Genomic DNA, 21,379 nt, shown 5'->3' with positions numbered 1-21,379 from the left:
TGTGAGATACTCTGCCATTGTTGCTATGAATTTATTCCATCAGATACTTATCCCAACAGACTTTTCTCAGGCAGCCTGGCATGCCGTGCAGCTGGGCCTTCAGCTCATTGCTCCAGAGAATTCAAGACTTACCCTGCTTCACGTATTTCCATCAGGACCCTTAGATAAGAACCGTGATATTCGCCTCATGGAGGGGCTCAGGAAGCAAATGGATGATTTTTGCCTGACGCTGGAAAGAAGTCAGAAAACCAAGATTCAACCGGTGATCCTTGGCGGAGAGGTGAGGGGAGAGGTGCTTAGGTTTATTCAGGAAAACGCCTTCGACCTGATTATTTTGGGGGTGAACAGCAACGGGGTAGACAATGAACCCGGGAGCCACATCGCCAATATCATCACTCAGGCCAATGCCCCCGTAATGGTGATGCCCAATGTGACGCCCCAAACCCATGAGGTTTCGTAAGGCTCCTTCTAGTTGTTTTTACGGATAAGAGATTACAGAATTTGTGCGAGTCTTTCGCGTGGTGTGGTGTTCTAGCTTTGTAAAATGAAGAACCCACATTTATGTCTTAGTGTCCTGTTCAGCATTTCGTTGGTATGGTCACTCCAGGCTCAGGATTTCCCTGTGAGCATCGAAGCTGAGTATGATCGGTTAACAGCCAAGTGGCTGGAGGTGTCCGATGGACTGAAGACTTATGAAGGTCTTTCAGAGTTTTGTACCAACAACAACTACCGGGCTAATATCATAGCTGTGCTGGAGCATCTTCACCACTATGATTCATTGGTGCTGGATCTGCTTCAGGATCCTACAGTCAACACCGGTATTAGCCATCATGAATACAAGCGCTCTTTGGCAGATATTCAAAAATTGGAGGGGGACTTTGACATGAAAACCTTCATTTCATTTCTGAAAACATCATGCATCACACGCAGAGACCTGGAGCGTGACAAGGAGGATCTGAAAAAGGAATCGGGCATGTATTCCTATGACGGGCAATTGTTGATGCTGGAAACTCAGCTGGGGAAATTTTTAAAACACATTGATAAGAAAGTAGTGCTGGTAGATGAGCATGTTCATCGCATTCACCCCGATCAGATCAGGCCACTACAATTACTTTCGGATAACTAACAGCTAAAATGTCGCTGGTCAGGTATGTCAGTTTTATCTTGTTTTTCTTCAATGTGCTTTTTGCCATTGACGCCTATCAGACGCATCACCTGCCGGTGAGTTTGACCAATTTGGCCCGGGAACCGGTCGTGAGGCTTGCCAATACGAAACTCTATTATGAGGAGAGCGCCCGGGATCGCAGTAAGGAAGAGCTCTCTACCACCATTCGCCAGATTTACCTGCTCAGGGATAAGTTGCATAACAAAGACAGCAGGGAGGTAATAGACATGGCACTGCCCAGTCTGGTTCAGCTTCATTATGACCTGAAGGCTGATACGGGACATGTTGACATGAATGAGCGCTTTGTGAAGATGCTGCTGGCACTTTCCTATGTGCAGGTGCGATATGCCCAGACTGCCTGTGCCCAGCAGAAAACCGCGGAGGTACACACTTCACTTCGTACCGCCATGTCCATCATTCGGAGGGCACTTTTCCTTTCAGATGGCACCAAAAGAGACTTTGAGATCAGCATCTACGCTGAGATGTTTGATTTACTGAAGTCCAATGTATCCCATGAAGAGACCGCAGAAAGGCTGGCGGCCATACTTGATGAAATCCGGGACCTGGAGGTTAGTTTTCATCATTAGGCACGGACTGAGCCTTCATCCACCCCAGGCTGGTATGCTGGAAGTGATCCGGGTACTTCAGTCCATAGCCAAACAGACGATCCATGCTGGCATGTCCAAAGAGTATGATCCCCGAAAGGGCCAGTGCATCCGCTGCAAAGTACCATCCTGCCAAAAGTATGACCACTGCAAGTCCCTTGTGATGGAGCACATTGTAAGTAAGTGCACCTACCCGGGTATTGATGACATATCCGATCATGCCAATGTCTGGCAGCAACAGGAGCGCAGGGTACCACCACCAGCTAAATGAGGTCAACGTAAAAAGATAAATAGAGAGGCCAAACATGGCCGCTTCTTCAAGTTTCAGGAGGTTTTTCATACAGGTGAGAGGTTGGATTGATCCTTCTGCATGTAACGAGGCATCGCTGCCCGGGTTGTCAGGGGATGAACCGTTAAATGAATTGGCAATATTCTGGTAAAAAGCGACCTCCAAAATGCACGATTTACAAAGGGAGTGTTTTAAAAGTAACTCGTGTCTAAATATTTAAGCTGCTATTGAGAAATATTTATAGATGCCCTTCCTTTGTATTGAAAATATCAATGAAATATGGAAAAGATTAGAAAATTTCAAATCGTGAATGCCATCCTGGCCTTTTTCGGAATTGGTTTTATTGCCATCGGTTTCCTGGTTTTTAGTCAGCAAAATTCACTGGTGATCTCCTTGATGATTACTTTCATCGGGTGTGCCATGTCCATCTCGGGTATAGCCTCCATGATCGAGCTGAAGATGCTGAGTGATAAGCTGAGACATTAAGAATTACCTAAATTTAATCACCAAGAGGCAGTCGAAAGCCATAGACTTCCAGTGTCCCCTGCATAAAATCCAGGTCTTCCGACCGACGGAAACCCATGCGTTGATACATTGCCCAGGCTACCTGCATGGCCTTGGTAGAATGAATAATCAACTGCTGACGCCTCTCTTCACGAGCCCTCTCCATACAAAACTTCGTCAGGAGCTTTCCGATGCCCTGACCTCTGAAGCGGGGATCCACTGCCAATAATCGAAATCCCGCACTATTTTCTTCCCGGGTAGCCGTACCGCCTGACCCGTAATATTGCATGTCGCCAATGTACAGCACACATCCTGCCAGTACCTGAGCTGGTGAGTAGGCCGCCAGCAGGTGCACCTGTGGCTTTTGGGTAAGCGTACCCACATTGGTGAGCATTTCGTAGTATTTGGGTTGCTCCTCGGGGGTAGGGAAGCCCTCCAGCTGTGAGTAGACCTCCACCATGAGCGCTCCGATGACCGGATGCTCTTTAGCGCGGGCTTCTCTGTATGATAAACTTAGCGGGACTCATGCACAGTCATTGATTGATCTTGAAAAAGGGGAGTGGATCTTGCTGTGTAGCGTGGTGCTCCCCGCGGATAGTTATCCTTTCATGTGATAATGTAGTTGAACAAGGCCGGATTCAAAACTTTTGGATTCCTTAAGTTCCAGCAGCTGCTCAGGCCTACCCGTTTTGAACAGTGGGGTTCCGTCACCTACAAGTATGGGAATGACGGACAAAATCAACTCATCAATGAGTTTTTCTTTGAGCAAAAGATGGACGATTTCTGATCCACCATCACAGAAAATGTTCTTACCCGCTTTCTTTTTGAGGTCAGTCACCAGTTGTTTGAGACTGCCGGTGTAGAAAGTCAGGTTCCCCTCTTTTGGTCTTTCCTGTCTGGTGATGATGTATGATTCCTTGTCTGCGTGGGGGAAATCATATCCCTGACCGATCACCCACTCATAGGTCTTTCGGCCAATGATCACCGTGTCCACCGTGCCAACAAAATCATTGTAGCCATAGTCTTCCCCTTCTTTTTGAACCAGATTCAAAAAACTCAGGTCGTCATTGGGTTTGGCGATGTAGCCATCAAGCGATGAGGCGATGTAAAGGATTAATTTTCGCATGTTGTCAGATACGTTGAGCGTTCCGTGCCTATACGTTCCTTGTCAAACCTGCGTTGCACTGTCATGCTTTTTTGTGTTTGGTTATCCCAACCATTCAAATATTTTGTGTCGTTCGTTTCATTCTCAGGATTGGATAATCATTGCCCTGATCATCTTTGGCACTTCTTTTATAAGTTTCAAAACCCAGATGCTCGTAAAAGGCCACAGCCTGCCCATTTTGCTCATTGACATCCACCTTGTTGGCTTTTAGCTGAATCATGGCGAATTCCATTAGTTTTTTACCCAATCCCTGACCAAAATATGCAGGATCCAAAAAGAGCATCTCCACTTTCTTATCCGCCACACCTATAAATCCAATTACCTGCGAGTCATTCACCAGGCAATGAACATCAAAGTGGCTGAAATCGATGGTTCCTACCAATTGCCTGATGGCGATGAAGTCGGTTTGACTTAAAAACTGGTGAGTGGCGAGCACGGATTTTTCCCAAACGGCGAGCATTTGCGCCCTATAGGGCTCTTGGTAGGGTTTTATTTCCATTGGATATTCTTTTGGTATCTTTTGAAAGACTGGTCAGGTGTTATACGGCTAATCGGACAAAAATTGTCCGCATACGGGCAGAACCGAATGGCAAAATAACTTCTAATCCTGCAAAATGGGCGTTTTTTTACTTGGCATCAAGTTTGGCATGTTTGAATTGTCTAAATTTCTATAACCCTTTGTCCTATGCGCTTATTCATCTCTCTTCGTAAGTTGTATCGAGACAGGCTATACACATTGACCAGCTTGTTTTCCCTGATTATATTGATTAGCAGTTGCTCGTTTATATTGATCTATGTAGCCAACGAGCTGCTTTATGATCATCATCATCAAAACCACTCAAGGATCTACAGAATTTCATCTGTGTGGAATTCGCCGACCTCTACGGATCAAATGGCCATAACCAATGGTCAGGTGGGTGAGTACCTCGAAAGTAACTATTCCTTGGTCAGCCGCTCGGCTCGGGTTTCTTTGATCGGGAAGAACCCGGGTTTCATGTGGAGGGAACAGCAGTTGGAGACCAAAGATTTTTACCGATCAGAGCCTTCAGTGCTCGATATTTTTACTTTTAAAATGATCAATGGATCTGTCGGGCAGGCATTGAGCAAACCTGGCGACCTGATGATCAACGAGTCCTATGCCTTGAAAATGTTTGGAACCACGGATTGCCTCGGGGAGCGGATCGAAACAGACGGGGGAAGCCTCCAAATCACCGGGGTTTATGAGGACTTTCCACAAAATGTAGACCTGAATATTAACGGACTGATGTACCAGTCTTTCGACCAGCGCAGCTACGATCAGTTTGCTTTTTATACCTACGTGCTCCTGCAGGAGGATGCCACGGAAACAGAACTGGAGGGTGCCCTTGCAGAAACTTCCATTCAGCTTTTTGGGGATAACCCCAAATACGATGAGGACATTCGCCTGAAAGCTGAGAGCCTGAATGGCTTGCATTTCATCAATGACATAAAGGTGGACAATCCTAAAGGGAGCCTCACCAATGTAAAACTCATGATACTGGCAGGGCTGCTACTGATCATCATTGTGACAGTCAACCTGACCAACCTGAACATGGTCAAATCCTTAGAAGGGCTTAAAAAGATTGCGCTTCACAGGATCATGGGAGCTTCGCGCAGGGTGATCATCATGAACTTTATGCTCGAGCTGTTGATTATTTGGGTTTTGGCTGTGATCGGATCGGTGTTTTTGCTGGATTTGGGTGAGGGTAGCTTCACGTCCATGACAGGTATCGTCCTTACCCCGGTACATTTTATATACATCGGGATGTTTTACCTCGGTACCCTGTTCCTGTGCCTTTTTTCTGGAATGATCGGCATCTTTTACATATTGAGTGCCCGGCCTGCCCAGGGACTGAGAAAATTTTATAACCCCGCCCTCCCGGGAGATGTTATCCGAAAAGGACTCGTGACTTTTCAGTTTGTGGTGGCTTCTGTATTGGTTACTACTTTCACGGTACTGCTACTCCAGCAGGCTTTTATCAATAAAAAGGACCTGGGCTATAACCCGGAGGGTTTGATGCTCCTCAGGGTCAATGATCAAACGAAACAGCGAATGTTTATCATCAATGAGCTGGAGCAATACCTGGGAGCCGGACATGTGGCTGCGTTTTGGCAACCTCAGATGGGGAAGGATGAATTAATGTTTTCGTCTATCAAACTTATTTCTGAGGATGGAGAGTCTCAGGAGGTAGTATCAAATGACATGATCATAGATGAAAACTACTTTGAGGTGTTGGGGATACACAAAAAGAAGGAGGAGCTGCCACCTGAGCTTTCCAGCCAGCCGATGGCCTACCTCAACCAGACCTTGATAGACCAGATAGTATATGATGGGAGGGTGGCCAAATTTGAATATCAATGGGGCACCGGTGGGGTAGTGGCCGGAGTGGTTACTGACTTTCATTACCAGTCTATGCACAGTAGGATTCAGCCGCTGGTGATGGTGGTCGACCCGGAAATCAGTAACACATGGAATGGCTTATACATCCGCACCAGGATGGATCAGATGCCTCGCATCAGAAGAATATTGCAGGATCAGTTTGCGGAGGACGTAATCGACCTCATGCCGGTGGATCAAAAACTGGAGGCTTATTACAGCCGGGAGCAAAGCGTGCTGCTGTTGCTGGGTAGCTTCATGGTGATGGGACTGGTACTGGCAGCTTTGGGCATCTATACTGTGCTGGCATATCTTTTCAGATACAGGATGTTTGAGATAGCCATGAGAAAGATTATGGGTGCTGACTTCAGAAGTTTGGTGGTCTTGTTTGGCAGGGAGTTTGTCTCCGTAGCGGTATTCACGCTCCTCCTGGCGCTTCCCATTGCCATGCTGACCAAAGACCAGCTATTGGCTGCTTTTGCTTACCAGGTGGACCTGCACTGGACCATACACCTGATTCCCATTGGCCTACTCCTGGCGGGGATGTTTACCGTAGTGTTGTTTGTGGCGCTGAGGGCGGCCCGCCTAAATCCCTCCTGGATTTTGCATAATGAATAGGTGAGCGGTTCAGCCTACTCTGAATTTGTCTTGAAGTCAATTAAGTATGCTCTTATCGAAACATTACTTGATGCGGTCTCTGCCCAATTCATCCGAAAGCCGGCTTCTGTGCAGGTCTGGTATGTCACGCTTTATTCAGGTAAATCTTCGGATTATATTTCTCCATATAGATTTCTGGTTTTGGGAGTTTTGTAAATCCATATTTTTCATAAAGCCATTCCGCGGTGCTTGTCAATAAAATCCAACGCCTCAAACCTTGCAATTCTTTATGGTCCATGATCGTTTCCATCAGCCATTTACTTAACCCAAGTCCTCTATATTCTGTCAGAATAAAAATATCTCCTAAATATGCTATGGTAGAAAAATCAGAAATTACTCTGGCGTAACCGATTAGTTTTTGTCCAAGGTAAACCCCGAAATTCAGGGAATTGTCAATTGATTTTTCGACTTTTTCAATTGGAATTCCATTGCTCCATCCCGATTCGTAGGTCAAAAAGTTATGGATTGATTCTATGTCCAATTTCTGTTTGTCAGTTGAAATCAGATATTCGTTTTTACGCATTTCTAAAACCTCCAAATTCATTCAGTATGAGTTTGTTAAATCAATGTCCCTACGCGGCCCGGCCCCAGGCTTGGCAAGTTCTGATAAAACTAATGAATCCGCCGCGCCCGGCAAGGGGGTGCGTCCAAAGTATCCAGCCCCGAGAGTTATCGGGAGCATTGCGCCTTCCTGCCGGATAGACAGGTATGAAGATCAAAAACTAGTGGAACAGCACTCAGGAAATGAGCACGATACTTTCCCAAAAACCGAAAACGCAAAATTTTCCCCTCTATCCCTCATCAGGATTTATTTAGAACTCATTACTTTAAATCTGTCTCATCAGCTAATAAAAAGCAGGCATTATGTTTTGTCATTCCAATGTGCGGGTAATAACCTTCTGCTTTTGGTGCGGCTAAAAGAATTGTGATAGCTTTTTGGGTTTCCTTTTTAGTTAAACGAATCAATTCTTTTCCAATTCCTTTTTTTTGATACTCATCGTCTACAGCTAAGTCAGAAAGATATGTACAATAAACAAAGTCGGTCACTGACCTGGCCACTCCGACTAATCTGTTTCCGTCCCTTGCAGTAATAATCAAGTTGGCGTTTTCAACCATTGATTTAATTCTTTCAAAATCTTCAACTGGTCTTCTTTCACCAAGTGTTGATTTTATGAGTACATCTTTGAATTCCTCCGGCGAAAGATTATTCTCGATTTGATATGTTATCATTTTTCCCTATTTGATTCTGATTGCGGGTAACCTTTAACTTCCCTTGCTTATAAATATTCCAAAGAAGCTCATTTTTTTAACTTAAAGATAGGAAAGTCAGCTATTGATCCAAGCAACCTGGTATTGAGACCTACTGGACGATTTGGGACGGTAGATTCATGGTGATGTTCGCTAATGCCGGGAAAGGGGCAGTGACCGATAAAATTTTCATTATAATCCAGTTGCGTCAGGATGTTGCCGGGTATCCCAAACTCTAAGGATTTGAATTTCAGTGGTTGTAGTACGGTAGAAAATTTTATAATCTCCAACTACTTTCGAGTACACATTCCTGTAGTCAGTTTGAGTGCCTATGTTTGGGAAGATGGCAATGAGTTCTGCCGATTTTTCAAATAGCAGTTCTAGTTTTTCTGGGTAGCTATCGGATTGGTTACGTTCGAGCCAATACTTGTAAATATTCGTTCGATCAATGATGGATTTTGTTGTCCATCTTACTTTTTTAGCCATTTCTTAACCAGTTGGCTTGCTTCTGAGCTTGAATGTAATTTCCCGGCGTCTGCATCCGAGATCCCTTCGTCTATGGCTTTTTTCTCAATTTCTGTTAGTTCATCAATATGTTCGATTTCATATTCGAGCTCGACCGCTTTAAGAAGTTCATCCAACAATCTGGGGTCGTTAATAGCATTGACCCGTTCCACTATTCTTTCTTTGACGTTCATGATCATAAAGTTAGAAAGTTGTGAGGAGAGTTGCTAATGAGTCCGGGTGAAACCCGGATATGCCGCTGCGCTGAGAAAGAGAACAACCCTGTGAGACGAAGAGGCTGGAAATGTCTGGGCTAGTGTTCCAGGGGCACGCCTAGTGGCTCATGGCCGTCTACTCGACTAGAGCCTGTATTTTCTTGAACCTTACGTTTTTATCTTTGCGCTTTAAGGTGAAATATTGAGCATTAAGTTCGATAAAAGGGACTAAAGTTGATCTACCTTTAGGATAGATTGTTTTGAGATAGAGTTGTTTGTCTTCTTCAAAAAGTTCAATATCATATTTTTGACCGCTATTTCTTGGGTCTAAGTTGCTATAGTCTTTTGTGTTGATTTCATATTGATATTGACTGCCCTTAATTTGATCATCAAATATGAATTCAATAATTTGAACCTGTTCAAGTTTTGTCACTTTAGTTAATTCGTTAGAATCGTTGTAAGTATGAATGTACATTCCAGAATCCGTCAATATACGGTTATTGACTATTCTGGAACCGCCATTTATATCCACATCAAAATCCATCCCAATAGTGTCAGATTTACCATCTGCTGGGGCTATGGTCCACATGCCTTCAAGAAGTTTTATGGATTTATTTGTTGATGGCAATTTTGCAGCTGAACATGAGAAAAGTATGGCTAAAATTAAAATTGTGAGGTATTTCATGAAGTCTTCAAATGGGCTCTAACCTTTAATGAAATTGGCAAAATGGCAGTTTGGCATTCGTGCTGGCGCTTGTTACTGGCGTTAATCTATCCTAAAAAGTATTGGAAGTGCCATTCTTACAGCTATTGGAATGGGAGTGTTTCCGGCTTTCGATCTGGTGGCAGGAATCCATTCAGGAGAGTTAGCGATTAATCGTATGGCCTCTTTGTTAAGATGTTCACTAGGTGAGTTCAGGATCTTTACAGAATCTTTGTTAACAGTTCCGTCAGCAAGAATTTCGAAGGATAAAATAACTCTACCTTCAATATTCAAAGACTTAGCTATTACCGGATATTCAAGACTGGATTGGACGTATTTGTAAAATTCAACGATACCACCTGGAAACTGAGGTGCTGATTCTTCATAAGTCTCTGTTATGGTAATTGTTTGGTCAGTTGGTAAGAGCGAATCCAATTCTGAAAAGAGTTCATTTATTTGAACCCTATCTCCCTGAGCAAAGGAGCAAAATGAAAGCACAATTGTTAAAAAGGTGATGAAAATTTTCATAGAGGTTATGCCAGATAACACCCCAGATATGGCACTGTGGCCTCCGAGCTTAATTCTTACATTAAAAGTAGATTATTTGCCTTGCCTGACCAAGGGGTGCTTCCAAAGTATCCAGTCCCGATAGCTATCAGGAGACATATGCCCGATCAGCGTCTGTTAGGCTTTCGTCATTATTTGAACCTCTCCTCGTATTCCTTCATATGTTCTGGAAACGTTCGTTCGTATTGATCTGAATCGATTCCCATTAGTGTTATCTCAAATTCATCTGAATCCATTCCTGTGATCTGGTTGGAAAGTGGGTTCAGGCGTTCGCCAGAGTTCGGGTTGACGGCAAGCAGTTTATCGATATTAGCTGTTGACACCAGACGATCATCTGGTTCGTTCGCCAATAGTTCAATAGAGTTCTGTCGACAATAGTTAACCCAGAAGTCATAGTTAAATGAGCTCTCCAAGAAGTTGATAGTTCCATAAACTACTCCCATTGTTGGGTCAGCGTGTTCGAAAGAAGTTGTTCCGATCAAGTGTTCGCCGAGGAATACGTTGAACTCTATTGCCATTTCAGTTAATTTATGCAGTTCGCGGGATGAAGCCTAACCAGCTATCCGCCGTGTGTCCCGAGATAGATAGAAAGCACTAAAGTAGCGAATCTGCCCAACCACTACAACAGTATCCACGATGCACTGCGCTCCACAAGTCTAAGTCTAGAATCACAGAAGCTGATACGAGCGATGAACTTTCAGAATGGGCAGAGTAGCGGGCGAGTCCCGATGCACTTTCAGAAGGCACTTTGACACATGGCGGATGAGCGTTTGTTAGACACAGTTATTTATCCTTCGACATTTGCCAATTGTTGATTTCTACTAAAACAACACCATGTTTATCATTTATAAAAATTGGTTGGTCTAATCCCCAATAGTACCAATGTATTGTTGAACCGTCTTCTTTAATCTCAAAGTTGTCCGTTCCATGTTTAGTATAAATGATGATTTTGTCACCTGCTTTGACTTTTTTAGGAGCGAACCAATACGAGGATTTGGATCGATTGCTAAAACCTCCTGCATCAAAAAATTCAGTTCGAAAAAGTTGATAAAACTTTAGTTCACAATCTTTTATCGCCTTAAGTCCAATTCTCTCATTGGCAAGGTTTCCTTTATCCCCGATTCCTGTTATCGTTAACTCCATTTCACATATTTTGAGAGAATTCCACCAATTATCAAAATTCCACCAACAACTAAAAAAATCCAACCCTGTTCATTGATTTTAAACATAGAAGATAATCCTAGTAATCCAGAACCAATAGATAAACAAAAACCATAAAGAATTTCTAATGAATTGTGGGTTTTAAGTTTTTCAACCAGGACTGCTTTGTCCTTATCCAGACTATGGAAGTTTTGCTCAATTATCTCTAAATCTGAAACTCGCAATTCTAGTTTATCAATTTCGCTAAGCAATAACTTTTGGACTGCAGGATTTGACAAATCTTCATCAGCTAATTCTCGTCTTAGCTTTGAATATGGTTTTCCCGGAATATACCCCTTGGTAGATTCTTCTTGACCTTTTCCTAAATCTTTTTCTATTTCTGGTTCTCCCATACGTGAAGATTTATTGTGTCTAACCACCGGCTAACAACCTCCTGGCTGCCACCGCTTGTACCAAATCTAGCAGTTTTTTCATCCTGAACAAACCATTGTTGGCTATAAGGGGTGCACCCGGTCTGCCCCCGCAATCATAGGTATTAGCAAACGCCAAACACCATAGCGACAGCCTTGCTAGCCCCGGTGATTTCGCCCTGCAGCTTGCAGGGCGTTTGCCCGAGGGTTAGCAAGCTCCCTACAGCTTGCAGCACGTTTGCTAAAAGGTTAGCAAGCTCCCTACAGTTTGCAGCACGTTTGCTCGGGTGTTAGCAAACACCAAACACAATAGCGACAGCCTTGCTAGCCCCGGAGATTTCGTCGTGCAGCTTGCAGCACGTTTGCCAGAGGGTTAGCAAGTCCCATGCGACTTGCAGCAGCTTTGTTTCCAGGGTAGGCGGGTGCTCACCACTTCCAGCCTTTTCGCTACCTCTGCCAGGAGGCCCTGGCATGCATCTGCGCTCACACCGAGCAGCCAGTCATCCAATGATTTTCCGGTGCAGGGGGGCATTAACTATTGATAAGTGTTTGAAATACACTTATTAGAATATTTTGATTACTTTAGTGTTTAAATAAAAATATCGCAGCATCCATATGGAAAAACAGTATGTAATTGGATTAGACTTTGGTACGGACTCTGTCCGGTCTGTGCTGGTGGATAGTGCCAACGGCAGCACCCTGGGCAGCCAGGTGCATTGGTATCAGCGTTGGCGGGAAGGACGCTATTGTGATTCCGCCACCAACCGGTTTCGACAGCACCCTCTGGACCACATCGAAGGCATGGAGGCCACCATCAGGGAGGTGGTGAAGCAGACAGGGGTGCACCCGGCTTCTGTGAAGGGTATTTGTATCGATACCACCGGCTCGTCGCCTGTCCCCGTGGATGCCAGTGGCACGGCGCTCTCGCTGCTTCCCGGCTTTGCAGAAAACCCCAACGCCATGATGGTACTCTGGAAGGACCACACAGCCATAGCGGAGGCTGACGAGATTAACACCCTGGCACGCACCTGGGGTGGGGAAGACTTTACCCGCTTCGAAGGGGGCATTTACTCATCGGAGTGGTTTTGGGCCAAGATATTACACATTTCCAGAGCGGATTCCGCCGTGAAAGCGGCCGCGCATTCGTGGGTGGAGCATTGCGACCTCATGACGTTTCTGCTCACAGGGGCCAGCGATCTGAGTGCGCTCAGGAGATCGCGCTGTGCCGCAGGGCACAAGGCCATGTGGCATGCGAGTTGGGGCGGGTTGCCGCCAGATGAGTTTTTAGCCAAACTGGATCCGCATATGGTCACCCTGAAAAAACACCTTTATCAGGAGACTTACACTTCAGACCAGGCAGCAGGTAAGCTGAGTGCTGAGTGGGCAGAGCGGCTGGGACTCACCTCGGAGGTGGCGATAGCTGTCGGCACTTTCGATGCACACTCCGGGGCGGTGGGTGCAGAGGTAGAGGAGAATACACTGGTGCGTGTCATGGGTACTTCCACTTGCGATGTGATTGTATCCGGCCAGGACGTGATCGGTGAGCGCACCGTCAAAGGCATCTGCGGACAGGTGGATGGTTCGGTACTGCCGGGTATGGTGGGGCTGGAAGCCGGCCAGTCCGCATTTGGGGATGTACTGGCGTGGTTCAGGGACATCGTTTCCTGGCCTATCGACCAGCTCATTGCCAAGTCCAGTCTGCTCACACCAGAGCAGATCGAACAGCTCAAAGGCGACGTGATCGCGGAGCTCTCCCGGCAGGCAGAGCAGACACCTGTGAGTGAGAGTGCACCGGTAGCGCTCGATTGGGTAAATGGCAGACGTACTCCGGATGCCAATCAGTCACTGAAGGCCGCCATGGTCAACCTGAGTTTGGGAACGGGCGCACCGCACATCTTTCGTGCGTTGGTAGAAGCCATTTGCTTTGGGTCCAAAAAAATTGTCAATCGCTTTACCGAGGAGGGGGTCATCATCAGTACCGTAGTGGGCATCGGGGGAGTGGCTAAAAAATCAGGCTTTGTGATGCAGACACTCGCAGATGTACTGAATATGCCCATCAAAATAGCCGTGTCAGATCAGGCTCCGGCATTGGGATCGGCCATGTATGCGGCGGTTGCCGCGGGCATTTACCCCTCCATGAAGGAATCGGTAGCGGCCATGGGCAATGGTTTTGAAAAGACCTACCACCCCAGACCGGATATGGTCAGGATATACGAGAAACTTTATACGCAATATGACGCCCTTGGCGCCTTTGTAGAAACCAACATCAACAACAAGTAAGATGTCTAAATACGCAGAACTTAAAAGAGCGTGCTATGAAGCCAATATGGAGCTTCCGGCACAGGGGCTGGTCATTTTCACGTTTGGAAATGTGAGCGCTGTAGATCGCAAAGAGGGTGTGTTTGCCATCAAGCCCAGTGGGGTAGACTATGCCGTACTGAAGCCAGAGGACATAGTGATTGTGGACTTTGAGTGCCAGACAGTAGAGGGAAAAATGCGTCCCTCATCCGATACTAAAACACATGCTTTCCTCTATAGAGAATGGCCCGAGATAGGGGGCATCAGTCATACACATGCCACCTATTCAGTGGCGTGGGCGCAGGCACAGCAGGACATTCCCATTTTCGGGACCACTCACGCAGATTACCTCACTTCAGACATTCCTTGCGCACCGCCTATGAGCGACGAACTCATCAAAGGCAACTACGAGCACATGACAGGCCAGCAGATTGTGGATTGCTTTACACAAAAAGGACTCTCTTATCAGGAGGTGGAAATGGTGCTTCTGGGCAATCATGGGCCTTTTACCTGGGGTAAAACGGCCGCCAAGTCGGTGTTTAACAGCAAACTACTGGAAGAGCTCGCTCGCATGGCTTACCTCACCCGGCAGATCAACCCGGCAGCGCCTAGGCTCAAGGAGGCCCTGATCAACAAACACTGGGAAAGAAAACACGGCAAAGACGCCTATTACGGACAAAACTAGAAATAACAATAGAATGAAGAAATTGAATGAATACGAGGTGTGGTTTGTCACTGGCAGCCAGGACTTATATGGGGAGGAAAACCTGAAAAATGTAGCGGTACATTCAGAGGAAATTGCCAAAGGACTTAGTGACAGTGCGCAGATACCCGTGAAGGTGGTGTATAAACCAGTGGTGAAAAGCCCTGACGAAATCTATCAGGTTTGCCAGCAGGCCAATGTGGCGGACGGTTGCATCGGTCTGGTCGTATGGATGCACACCTTCTCACCTGCCAAAATGTGGATCAGGGGCTTGGACATCCTGAAAAAGCCGTTGGCTCATTTTCATACCCAATACAACACGGAGATTCCATGGGGCGAGATCGATATGGACTTCATGAATGAAAACCAATCGGCCCACGGGGGGCGGGAGTTTGGCTTCATGGCCAGCAGATTGAGAAAAAACAGAAAAGTGATCGTTGGTCATTGGAAGGATGAGTCTGCCCGCAGAAAACTGGGGGTATGGACAAGGGCTGCGGCCGGCTGGCACGTATGGCAGACTACCAAAGTAGCCAGGATAGGGGACAACATGCGGGAAGTGGCCGTGACCGAAGGGGACAAAGTAGAGGCTCAGATTCGCTTTGGCTTTTCAGTGAACGGCTATGGCATAGGCGATGTAGTTGCCCACCTCAATGAAGTTTCCGATGCACAGGTAGAGGCGTTGGTGCAGGAATACGGCGACCAGTACATCATATCGGCCGAAACCCTCAGTAGTCAGTCGCTAAAGGATGCCGCTAAGATCGAGCTGGGGCTGAGGAGTTTTCTTCAGACTGGAGGGTTCGGAGCCTATACGGATACCTTTGAGGATTTACATGGCTTCAGGCAGCTACCGGGCATCGCTTCACAGCGCCTGATGGCCGATGGGTATGGATTTGGCGGTGAAGGTGACTGGAAGACGGCAGCTTTATTGCGAGCGGTGAAAGTAATGGATCAGGGTCTGGAAGGGGGCAGCTCTTTTATGGAAGACTATACTTATGACTTCCGTGATGGCAGAAGCCGCGTTTTGGGCTCACACATGCTGGAGATCTGTCCGTCCATTGCCATGGGCAAAGCCCGGTGTGAGGTGCATCCATTGGGTATTGGTGGCAAAGAAGACCCGGCCAGGCTGGTTTTCGATGTGGATGCCGGGCCCGCGATCAACGTATCGTTGATTGATATGGGGACCAGGTTTCGAATGATTGTCAATGAAGTGGAAGCTGTGAAACCTGAGCATGAGTTGCCAAAGTTGCCGGTGGCCCGTGTGCTTTGGGATCCTATGCCCAATCTGCCAGTGGCAGCGGAGGCCTGGATCTTGGCAGGAGCGGCGCATCACTCAGTCTTTAGCAAAGCCATTCATACCGAGTACATTGAGGATTTTGCCGAAATGGCCGGGGTAGAGTTGGTGGTGATTGACAAAGAAACGAGGCCCCGTCAATTCAAAGATCAGTTACATTGGAATGAAGTATATTATCACCTTTTTCAAAATAAAATGTAATCGTTATTAACTTGCGGCCAAATGAAAAATAGAAATACCCTTTTTCTTGCATTAATTATTCTTGGATTTGCATGTGCTCAGCAGGAGGCACCAAAGGCATCTTTAACCAGCGCACCCTTCGGAATACTTCCCAATGGAGATTCAGTGACCCTTTTTACCCTCACCAATGTCAATGGACTATCCATGGACGTGATGACTTATGGCGGGATCGTTACCGCCCTGAGGGTACCGGATCGCGATGGCAAGCTGGAGGATGTGGTGCTGGGCTATGACAACCTCGATGGGTATTTGGAATCCTCGCCCTATTTTGGGGCTCTGATCGGTCGGTACGGAAACCGGATTGCCGATGGCAGGTTCACTTTAGATAGTGTGGAATACACCCTGGTGCAGAACAATGGCAAAAACCACCTGCACGGCGGTACGGTCGGTTTCGATAAAGTAAACTGGACGGCCGCACCCGTGGAAGTGGAAGGCGGCGTGGCACTTGGCCTCAGCTATGTAAGTGCTGATGGTGAAGAAGGTTACCCCGGTACTTTGACCACACAGGTGATTTACACCCTGAGCAACGAGGATGAGTGGAAGGTAAGCTATGAAGCCACTACGGATCAGCGTACGGTGGTGAATCTTACCCAGCATACCTATTTCAATCTTACTTCTATGAAAGAGGACATCCTCAATCATGAGTTGGTTTTGAATGCACCATCCTTTCTGCCGGTAGACAGCACCCTTATACCTACAGGTGAATTGAGACCAGTAGCAGATACACCGTTTGATTTTACTTCCGGAAAGCCGATAGGCAGGGATATAATGAAGGAAAATACCCAACTCACCTATGGTTTGGGATTTGATCACTGCTGGGTGTTGGAGAAGTCAGATAAGAAGTTGAATTTTGCAGCCTCTGTATATGAGCCGGTCAGCGGCAGGTTGATGGAGATATTCACAGAGGAGCCGGCGATTCAGTTTTATTCAGGCAATTTCCTGGATGGATCCATCACCGGTAAAAACAGCAAGGTTTATAACCAAAGAAACGGGTTATGTCTGGAAACACAGCATTACCCCGATTCACCTAATCAACCCCAGTTTCCAAATGTGGTGCTTAGCCCTGGTGAGACGTATCGCACCAGCACCGTGATGAAGTTTTCAACTAAGTAAATTGTATAAATAAATCACCTAATTAAGGCAATGAGTAATCATCAAAAAGATCAAAGAGCAGTTGATAATATTCGCGTGTTATCGGGAGCTATGGTAGAAAAGGCAAAATCCGGACACCCCGGAGGTGCCATGGGCGGAGCGGATTATATCCATATCCTTTACAGCGAATTTTTAAAGTTTGATCCCGATGATACCCAATGGCCATTCAGAGACAGGTTTTTCCTGGATCCGGGTCATATGTCACCTATGCTGTATTCGCAGCTCTATCTTTTAGGTAATTACGCCAAAGAGGACATTGCCAATTTCCGTCAGTGGGGATCAGTAACTCCCGGACACCCGGAAGTAGATGTGGCCCGCGGTGTGGAAAACACTTCTGGTCCACTCGGCCAGGGACATGCCATGGGCGCAGGTGCGGCACTGGCGGCCAAGTTTCTGGGTGCCAGGTTTGGCAGCTGGATGAATCACAAGATTTACGCTTTCATTTCTGATGGCGGTATTCAGGAGGAGATTTCTCAAGGGGTAGGCCGTATTGCCGGTTACCTGAAAATGAATAACCTCATCATGTTTTATGATTCCAACGATGTACAGCTGTCTACCTATACCAAGGAGGTGACTGCAGAGGATACCGCTAAGAAATATGAAGCCTGGGGATGGAAAGTTGTTTCTATCGATGGCAACGATCATGACCAGATCAGAAAGGCACTGACCGAAGCAAACGCGGAGACAGAGAAGCCATTCCTGATCATCGGGAAGACCATCATGGGCAAAGGCTGCAAAGATGCGGAAGGCAATCCGTATGAAGGTCAGTCTGAGCTTCATGGTAAGCCCATAGGCGCTACGAAGGCCTCTTACGAGAAGACCATTGAAGGACTTGGTGGTTCACTGGAAGATCCGTTTGTGATTTTCCCGGATGTGGCGGAGACCTATCAGGAAATCCTGGCGAGAAAACGTGCAGAAGTAAAAGCTGAAAAAGCTAAAGAAGCTGAGTGGAGAGCTGCCAACCCTGAGTTGAGCGCTAAGCTGGATCATTTCCTTACCGGAAAAATACCTGCGGATATCGATTTTTCAGCCATCCCTCAAAAAGCCAACGTGGCCTCAAGAGATGCCTCCGCAGCGGTGATGGGTTACCTGGCTGGTAAAGTAGAAAACCTCATTGTGGCTTCTGCAGATTTGGCCAATAGTGACAAAACAGATGGTTACCTGAAGAATGTAAAAGCGTTCACACCGGGTGAATTTGATGCCAACTTCCTGCATGCAGGGGTGTGTGAATTCTCCATGGCCGCTATGGCCAATGGTATGGCGCTACATGGTGGTGTAATTCCTGTGGTAGGTACTTTCTTTATCTTCTCGGATTATCAGAAGCCAGCCTACAGACTCTCATCATTGATGGAGCTACCAGTGATTTACCTTTGGACGCACGACGCATTCAGAGTGGGAGAGGACGGACCTACCCACCAGCCAATTGAGCAGGAAGCTCAGCTGCGACTGATGGAGCAGTTGAAAAACCACAAAGGAAAACGCAGTATGCTGGCTTTGAGACCGGCAGATACCGCAGAGACCACTGTAGCCTGGAAGATGGCCCTCGAAAATACAGAGACACCAACAGGTTTGATCCTGTCCAGACAAGGAATCACTGATGTGCCCTCGGATGGAGACAGGTATCAGGATGCCCTTCAGGCAGAAAAGGGTGCCTATGTGGTAAAATCTTCAGCTGATGCAGCGGTGACACTCCTGGCCAATGGCTCTGAGGTGAGCACCCTGGTGGAAGCTGCCGCACTACTGGAGAAAGATGGAATCAATGTCAACATCGTTTCAGTAATTTCAGAAGGCCTGTTCAGGGACCAGTCTACTGATTATCAGCGTTCGGTGCTGGATAGCTCCAAGCCGGTATTTGGACTGACTGCAGGTTTGCCGGTGACTCTGGCACAGCTGGTAGGCGCCAACGGAACAGTCTTTGGATTAGATCATTTCGGGTACTCAGCACCTGCCGGTGTACTGGATGAGAAGTTCGGGTTTACCGGAGCTCAGGTATATGGCGAGGTGAAAAAGTATCTCGGTAAATAATAATAGCTGAAGTTGACTTCAGTTGGGGTAAAAACACCCTGGTACTCATCAGGGTGTTTTTATTTGATTAATTAATAAATGTATTATTAACACTAATTAATGGATCCTCGTTTGGAACCTTGAAAATAATGTTTGGGTGTGATCCCGTCAGGAGGTCATCACCTTCCACTTAACCTCAATCACTATGGGTTTTTCTACATTGGATTACGTCGTTTTTGGTATCTATTGTGCGGCCATTCTATTTATGGGCCTTTATGTATCCAGAGATAAAAAGGGGCACCAAAAAACAGCCAATGACTATTTTTTGGCCAGTAACTCCCTCACCTGGTGGGCCATTGGCGCATCCCTCATCGCAGCAAATATCTCCGCGGAGCATTTTATTGCCATGTCTGGGTCTGGCTATGCCATCGGGCTGGGGATCGCGGCTTATGAGTGGTTGGCAGCTATCGCGCTGATCCTTGTGGCCAAGTATTTCCTTCCAATTTTTCTGGAGAAGAAGATCTACACCATGCCAAAGTTTGTCAATGATCGCTTTAGCAAATTGGTAGGCTCGCTATTTGCGGGGTTCTGGATCCTGGTATACATCTTCGTGAACCTTACCTCGGTGAGCTACCTGGGGGCATTGGCCATGGAGAAAATCATGGGCGTACCGTTGACTTATGGAATCATCGGTTTGCTGGTATTTTCAGGCATTTATTCTATATACGGAGGACTTTCTTCCGTGGCCTGGACAGATGTGATTCAGGTGATCTTCCTTGTAGGCGGTGGTTTGGTGACTACTTTCATTGCTTTGGATGTGGTGGGCAATGGAGATGTTTTTAGAGGGTTCGCTCATTTGTATGAAGGAGCCAGAGGACATTTCTCCATGATCATAGCGGAGGGTGTGAAGTCTGTTCCTGACGGTAGTGGGGGGCAGAAGGATGCCTATAATGACCTGCCTGGTCTGGCCGTGATTTTGGGTTCCATGTGGCTGATTAACCTTGGCTATTGGGGGTTCAACCAATACATTATTCAAAAAGGACTGGCAGCAAAGACATTGCAGGAGGCCAAGAGAGGGTTGATTTTCGCCGGGTATTTGAAGATACTGATCCCGCTTTTAGTGGTGATACCAGGGATAGCCGCTTATGTGATTACCAACGACCCTGAATTGGCTAAAAACACGGTAGGGGAGATCACCAAGTCCGATGAAGCTTATCCATGGTTGTTGCAAAATTTTGTGCCCGTGGGCGTGAGAGGATTGGCTTTTGCTGCACTGGTGGCGGCGGTTGTTTCTTCCCTGGCTTCCATGATTAATAGTACCTCCACGGTTTTCACCATGGATATTTACAAGGCTTATATCAGTCCGAATGCCGATGACAAGCACCTGATACGCACGGGTCGTTTAATGGCCGTTTCGGCGATGGTGATAGCCATGCTCGTAGCTCCGGCCCTAAAATCATTGGATCAGGTATTTCAGTACATTCAGATGGTTACCGGTTTTGTCTATCCCGGGGCAGTGGTGGTGTTTGGCCTGGGCTTATTTTGGAAGCAGATTACCAACAAGGCAGCCCTTTGGACTGCGATTTTGACTTTGCCCACCGGGATTTTCTTTTACCTCGTAACTCCAGAGCTGCCCTTCATTCTTCGGATGGGCTATGTATTCATGATTCTCTGCGTAGTGGCATCAGTGATTAGCTTTATGGACAGAGGGGTGAAAATTTCCAGTGTGGTGCCTACAGGCAGTGTTCAGAAAAAACTGGTCAATACCAGCTACTTATTGTTTGCGATAGGAGCTTTGGCTATGCTGGCAGGCGTCTTTTTATCAGCGCCTCTGGCCAGGTATGGCTTTGAAGCAATATTCGTGATTAGTACTTTGTTTCTGATGTTGGGGATGGTGATTTATACCAATGCAAAAATGGATGTGCAGGATGCTCATGCCATTTCGGTGCAGCCGACCCTTTTCAAGACCGATGTGGTTTTCAATGTGGGCGCCATCGGAATTGTCGGAATGGTGGTCATCCTGTATGCCTTATTCTGGATGTAAGGAGTAATAAAAGACGAAAGATGAAATAGTAAAAAGGCTCCCTTGGGAGCCTTTTTACA

General features: G+C 46.6%; 25 protein-coding genes. 11 read left to right on the top strand and 14 right to left on the bottom strand.

All coding sequences use genetic code 11. From position 1 onward, the window contains the following. Window positions 1–25 precede the first annotated feature (25 nt). The 3 genes from RIH33_RS04135 (at window position 26) to RIH33_RS04125 (ending at window position 1,752) form a co-directional block, all read left to right on the top strand. Window positions 26–460, top strand: coding sequence for a universal stress protein (locus RIH33_RS04135; protein WP_406653883.1), 435 nt, complete (start codon window positions 26–28; stop codon window positions 458–460). 84 nt (window positions 461–544) lie between these two features. Next, window positions 545–1,126, top strand: a complete 582-nt coding sequence (locus tag RIH33_RS04130) for a hypothetical protein (RefSeq protein WP_406653881.1) — start codon at window positions 545–547, stop codon at window positions 1,124–1,126. Between the two features lie 8 nt (window positions 1,127–1,134). After that, on the top strand, window positions 1,135–1,752 hold the full coding sequence (locus tag RIH33_RS04125; protein ID WP_406653878.1) for a hypothetical protein: 618 nt from the start codon (window positions 1,135–1,137) through the stop codon (window positions 1,750–1,752). On the opposite strand, the gene RIH33_RS04120 is transcribed toward RIH33_RS04125, so the two are convergent. Then, window positions 1,736–2,110 (bottom strand): DUF4260 domain-containing protein, encoded by a 375-nt coding sequence (locus RIH33_RS04120; RefSeq protein WP_406653877.1) that lies wholly within the window; start codon window positions 2,108–2,110, stop codon window positions 1,736–1,738. The genes RIH33_RS04125 and RIH33_RS04120 overlap by 17 nt on opposite strands. Window positions 2,111–2,338: 228 nt before the next feature. Here RIH33_RS04120 and RIH33_RS04115 point away from each other — a divergent pair, with 228 nt between their 5' ends. Beyond that, on the top strand, window positions 2,339–2,545 hold the full coding sequence (locus tag RIH33_RS04115; RefSeq protein ID WP_406653875.1) for a hypothetical protein: 207 nt from the start codon (window positions 2,339–2,341) through the stop codon (window positions 2,543–2,545). Between the two features lie 13 nt (window positions 2,546–2,558). On the opposite strand, the gene RIH33_RS04110 is transcribed toward RIH33_RS04115, so the two are convergent. From RIH33_RS04110 to RIH33_RS04100, 3 genes are all read right to left on the bottom strand, one after another. Further along, window positions 2,559–3,023, bottom strand: coding sequence for a GNAT family N-acetyltransferase (locus RIH33_RS04110; protein ID WP_406653874.1), 465 nt, complete (start codon window positions 3,021–3,023; stop codon window positions 2,559–2,561). Window positions 3,024–3,161: 138 nt separating this feature from the next. Continuing rightward, on the bottom strand, window positions 3,162–3,689 hold the full coding sequence (locus RIH33_RS04105) for a dihydrofolate reductase family protein (protein WP_406653872.1): 528 nt from the start codon (window positions 3,687–3,689) through the stop codon (window positions 3,162–3,164). A 94-nt stretch (window positions 3,690–3,783) separates the two neighbouring features. Next, window positions 3,784–4,227 carry a GNAT family N-acetyltransferase gene (locus tag RIH33_RS04100; RefSeq protein WP_406653870.1) on the bottom strand — a complete coding sequence of 148 codons (444 nt, stop codon included), beginning with the start codon at window positions 4,225–4,227 and terminating at the stop codon, window positions 3,784–3,786. Window positions 4,228–4,413: 186 nt separating this feature from the next. Between RIH33_RS04100 and RIH33_RS04095 the strand changes: the two genes are divergently transcribed. Continuing rightward, entirely contained in the window at window positions 4,414–6,741 is a 2,328-nt protein-coding gene (locus tag RIH33_RS04095; protein ID WP_406653869.1) for an ABC transporter permease, read from the top strand. Between the two features lie 124 nt (window positions 6,742–6,865). Here the strand turns inward: RIH33_RS04095 and RIH33_RS04090 are convergent, their stop codons facing one another. The 10 genes from RIH33_RS04090 to RIH33_RS04045 all read right to left on the bottom strand — a co-directional run bounded on the left by RIH33_RS04090 (window position 6,866) and on the right by RIH33_RS04045 (window position 12,120). Then, complete coding sequence (locus tag RIH33_RS04090; RefSeq protein WP_406653868.1) at window positions 6,866–7,324, bottom strand: GNAT family N-acetyltransferase; 459 nt, start codon at window positions 7,322–7,324, stop codon at window positions 6,866–6,868. 278 nt (window positions 7,325–7,602) lie between these two features. Then, complete coding sequence (locus tag RIH33_RS04085; RefSeq protein ID WP_406653867.1) at window positions 7,603–8,010, bottom strand: GNAT family N-acetyltransferase; 408 nt, start codon at window positions 8,008–8,010, stop codon at window positions 7,603–7,605. A 210-nt stretch (window positions 8,011–8,220) separates the two neighbouring features. Continuing rightward, window positions 8,221–8,514 carry a type II toxin-antitoxin system RelE/ParE family toxin gene (locus tag RIH33_RS04080; protein ID WP_406653866.1) on the bottom strand — a complete coding sequence of 98 codons (294 nt, stop codon included), beginning with the start codon at window positions 8,512–8,514 and terminating at the stop codon, window positions 8,221–8,223. Beyond that, window positions 8,499–8,726, bottom strand: coding sequence for a hypothetical protein (locus RIH33_RS04075; RefSeq protein WP_406653864.1), 228 nt, complete (start codon window positions 8,724–8,726; stop codon window positions 8,499–8,501). The genes RIH33_RS04080 and RIH33_RS04075 overlap by 16 nt, the downstream gene beginning before the upstream one ends. A gap of 157 nt (window positions 8,727–8,883) precedes the next feature. Continuing rightward, window positions 8,884–9,432, bottom strand: a complete 549-nt coding sequence (locus RIH33_RS04070) for a hypothetical protein (RefSeq protein WP_406653863.1) — start codon at window positions 9,430–9,432, stop codon at window positions 8,884–8,886. An 81-nt stretch (window positions 9,433–9,513) separates the two neighbouring features. Continuing rightward, window positions 9,514–9,978 (bottom strand): energy transducer TonB, encoded by a 465-nt coding sequence (locus RIH33_RS04065; protein ID WP_406653861.1) that lies wholly within the window; start codon window positions 9,976–9,978, stop codon window positions 9,514–9,516. A gap of 170 nt (window positions 9,979–10,148) precedes the next feature. Further along, on the bottom strand, window positions 10,149–10,535 hold the full coding sequence (locus RIH33_RS04060) for a hypothetical protein (RefSeq protein ID WP_406653859.1): 387 nt from the start codon (window positions 10,533–10,535) through the stop codon (window positions 10,149–10,151). Between the two features lie 265 nt (window positions 10,536–10,800). Next, window positions 10,801–11,160, bottom strand: a complete 360-nt coding sequence (locus RIH33_RS04055; protein WP_406653858.1) for a hypothetical protein — start codon at window positions 11,158–11,160, stop codon at window positions 10,801–10,803. Next, window positions 11,151–11,570, bottom strand: a complete 420-nt coding sequence (locus RIH33_RS04050; RefSeq protein WP_406653856.1) for a hypothetical protein — start codon at window positions 11,568–11,570, stop codon at window positions 11,151–11,153. Before RIH33_RS04050 ends, RIH33_RS04055 begins: the two co-directional genes overlap by 10 nt. Before the next feature lie 391 nt (window positions 11,571–11,961). Beyond that, window positions 11,962–12,120 carry a hypothetical protein gene (locus RIH33_RS04045; protein WP_406653855.1) on the bottom strand — a complete coding sequence of 53 codons (159 nt, stop codon included), beginning with the start codon at window positions 12,118–12,120 and terminating at the stop codon, window positions 11,962–11,964. Between the two features lie 83 nt (window positions 12,121–12,203). On the opposite strand from RIH33_RS04045, the gene RIH33_RS04040 reads away from it, so the two are divergent. The 6 genes from RIH33_RS04040 to RIH33_RS04015 all read left to right on the top strand — a co-directional run bounded on the left by RIH33_RS04040 (window position 12,204) and on the right by RIH33_RS04015 (window position 21,320). After that, window positions 12,204–13,868: a ribulokinase gene (locus tag RIH33_RS04040; RefSeq protein ID WP_406653854.1), complete on the top strand. Its 1,665-nt coding sequence runs from the start codon at window positions 12,204–12,206 to the stop codon at window positions 13,866–13,868. A gap of 1 nt (window position 13,869) precedes the next feature. After that, the gene (locus RIH33_RS04035; RefSeq protein ID WP_406653852.1) at window positions 13,870–14,571 is read left to right on the top strand and encodes an L-ribulose-5-phosphate 4-epimerase; all 702 of its coding nucleotides are present in this window, start codon (window positions 13,870–13,872) and stop codon (window positions 14,569–14,571) included. Between the two features lie 13 nt (window positions 14,572–14,584). Continuing rightward, on the top strand, window positions 14,585–16,081 hold the full coding sequence (gene araA, locus RIH33_RS04030; RefSeq protein ID WP_406653851.1) for an L-arabinose isomerase: 1,497 nt from the start codon (window positions 14,585–14,587) through the stop codon (window positions 16,079–16,081). 21 nt (window positions 16,082–16,102) lie between these two features. Beyond that, window positions 16,103–17,233 carry an aldose epimerase family protein gene (locus RIH33_RS04025; protein WP_406653850.1) on the top strand — a complete coding sequence of 377 codons (1,131 nt, stop codon included), beginning with the start codon at window positions 16,103–16,105 and terminating at the stop codon, window positions 17,231–17,233. 30 nt (window positions 17,234–17,263) lie between these two features. Then, on the top strand, window positions 17,264–19,297 hold the full coding sequence (locus tag RIH33_RS04020; RefSeq protein ID WP_406653848.1) for a transketolase family protein: 2,034 nt from the start codon (window positions 17,264–17,266) through the stop codon (window positions 19,295–19,297). A 184-nt stretch (window positions 19,298–19,481) separates the two neighbouring features. Continuing rightward, window positions 19,482–21,320: a sodium:solute symporter family transporter gene (locus RIH33_RS04015; RefSeq protein ID WP_406653847.1), complete on the top strand. Its 1,839-nt coding sequence runs from the start codon at window positions 19,482–19,484 to the stop codon at window positions 21,318–21,320. The last annotated feature ends 59 nt before the right edge of the window (window positions 21,321–21,379 follow it).

The organism is Marinoscillum sp. (genome assembly GCF_040222955.1).
GTDB lineage: Bacteria > Bacteroidota > Bacteroidia > Cytophagales > Cyclobacteriaceae > Marinoscillum.
This window is presented reverse-complemented; position numbering and strand designations above follow the sequence as displayed.

Coding starts and splice junctions, on each gene's coding strand:
- RIH33_RS04135 (WP_406653883.1), top strand. CDS start 26: ATGAATTTATTCCATCAGATACTTATCCCAACAGACTTTTCTCAGGCA.
- RIH33_RS04130 (WP_406653881.1), top strand. CDS start 545: ATGAAGAACCCACATTTATGTCTTAGTGTCCTGTTCAGCATTTCGTTG.
- RIH33_RS04125 (WP_406653878.1), top strand. CDS start 1,135: ATGTCGCTGGTCAGGTATGTCAGTTTTATCTTGTTTTTCTTCAATGTG.
- RIH33_RS04120 (WP_406653877.1), bottom strand. CDS start 2,110: ATGAAAAACCTCCTGAAACTTGAAGAAGCGGCCATGTTTGGCCTCTCT.
- RIH33_RS04115 (WP_406653875.1), top strand. CDS start 2,339: ATGGAAAAGATTAGAAAATTTCAAATCGTGAATGCCATCCTGGCCTTT.
- RIH33_RS04110 (WP_406653874.1), bottom strand. CDS start 3,023: ATGGTGGAGGTCTACTCACAGCTGGAGGGCTTCCCTACCCCCGAGGAG.
- RIH33_RS04105 (WP_406653872.1), bottom strand. CDS start 3,689: ATGCGAAAATTAATCCTTTACATCGCCTCATCGCTTGATGGCTACATC.
- RIH33_RS04100 (WP_406653870.1), bottom strand. CDS start 4,227: ATGGAAATAAAACCCTACCAAGAGCCCTATAGGGCGCAAATGCTCGCC.
- RIH33_RS04095 (WP_406653869.1), top strand. CDS start 4,414: ATGCGCTTATTCATCTCTCTTCGTAAGTTGTATCGAGACAGGCTATAC.
- RIH33_RS04090 (WP_406653868.1), bottom strand. CDS start 7,324: ATGAATTTGGAGGTTTTAGAAATGCGTAAAAACGAATATCTGATTTCA.
- RIH33_RS04085 (WP_406653867.1), bottom strand. CDS start 8,010: ATGATAACATATCAAATCGAGAATAATCTTTCGCCGGAGGAATTCAAA.
- RIH33_RS04080 (WP_406653866.1), bottom strand. CDS start 8,514: ATGGCTAAAAAAGTAAGATGGACAACAAAATCCATCATTGATCGAACG.
- RIH33_RS04075 (WP_406653864.1), bottom strand. CDS start 8,726: ATGAACGTCAAAGAAAGAATAGTGGAACGGGTCAATGCTATTAACGAC.
- RIH33_RS04070 (WP_406653863.1), bottom strand. CDS start 9,432: ATGAAATACCTCACAATTTTAATTTTAGCCATACTTTTCTCATGTTCA.
- RIH33_RS04065 (WP_406653861.1), bottom strand. CDS start 9,978: ATGAAAATTTTCATCACCTTTTTAACAATTGTGCTTTCATTTTGCTCC.
- RIH33_RS04060 (WP_406653859.1), bottom strand. CDS start 10,535: ATGGCAATAGAGTTCAACGTATTCCTCGGCGAACACTTGATCGGAACA.
- RIH33_RS04055 (WP_406653858.1), bottom strand. CDS start 11,160: ATGGAGTTAACGATAACAGGAATCGGGGATAAAGGAAACCTTGCCAAT.
- RIH33_RS04050 (WP_406653856.1), bottom strand. CDS start 11,570: ATGGGAGAACCAGAAATAGAAAAAGATTTAGGAAAAGGTCAAGAAGAA.
- RIH33_RS04045 (WP_406653855.1), bottom strand. CDS start 12,120: ATGCCCCCCTGCACCGGAAAATCATTGGATGACTGGCTGCTCGGTGTG.
- RIH33_RS04040 (WP_406653854.1), top strand. CDS start 12,204: ATGGAAAAACAGTATGTAATTGGATTAGACTTTGGTACGGACTCTGTC.
- RIH33_RS04035 (WP_406653852.1), top strand. CDS start 13,870: ATGTCTAAATACGCAGAACTTAAAAGAGCGTGCTATGAAGCCAATATG.
- araA (WP_406653851.1), top strand. CDS start 14,585: ATGAAGAAATTGAATGAATACGAGGTGTGGTTTGTCACTGGCAGCCAG.
- RIH33_RS04025 (WP_406653850.1), top strand. CDS start 16,103: ATGAAAAATAGAAATACCCTTTTTCTTGCATTAATTATTCTTGGATTT.
- RIH33_RS04020 (WP_406653848.1), top strand. CDS start 17,264: ATGAGTAATCATCAAAAAGATCAAAGAGCAGTTGATAATATTCGCGTG.
- RIH33_RS04015 (WP_406653847.1), top strand. CDS start 19,482: ATGGGTTTTTCTACATTGGATTACGTCGTTTTTGGTATCTATTGTGCG.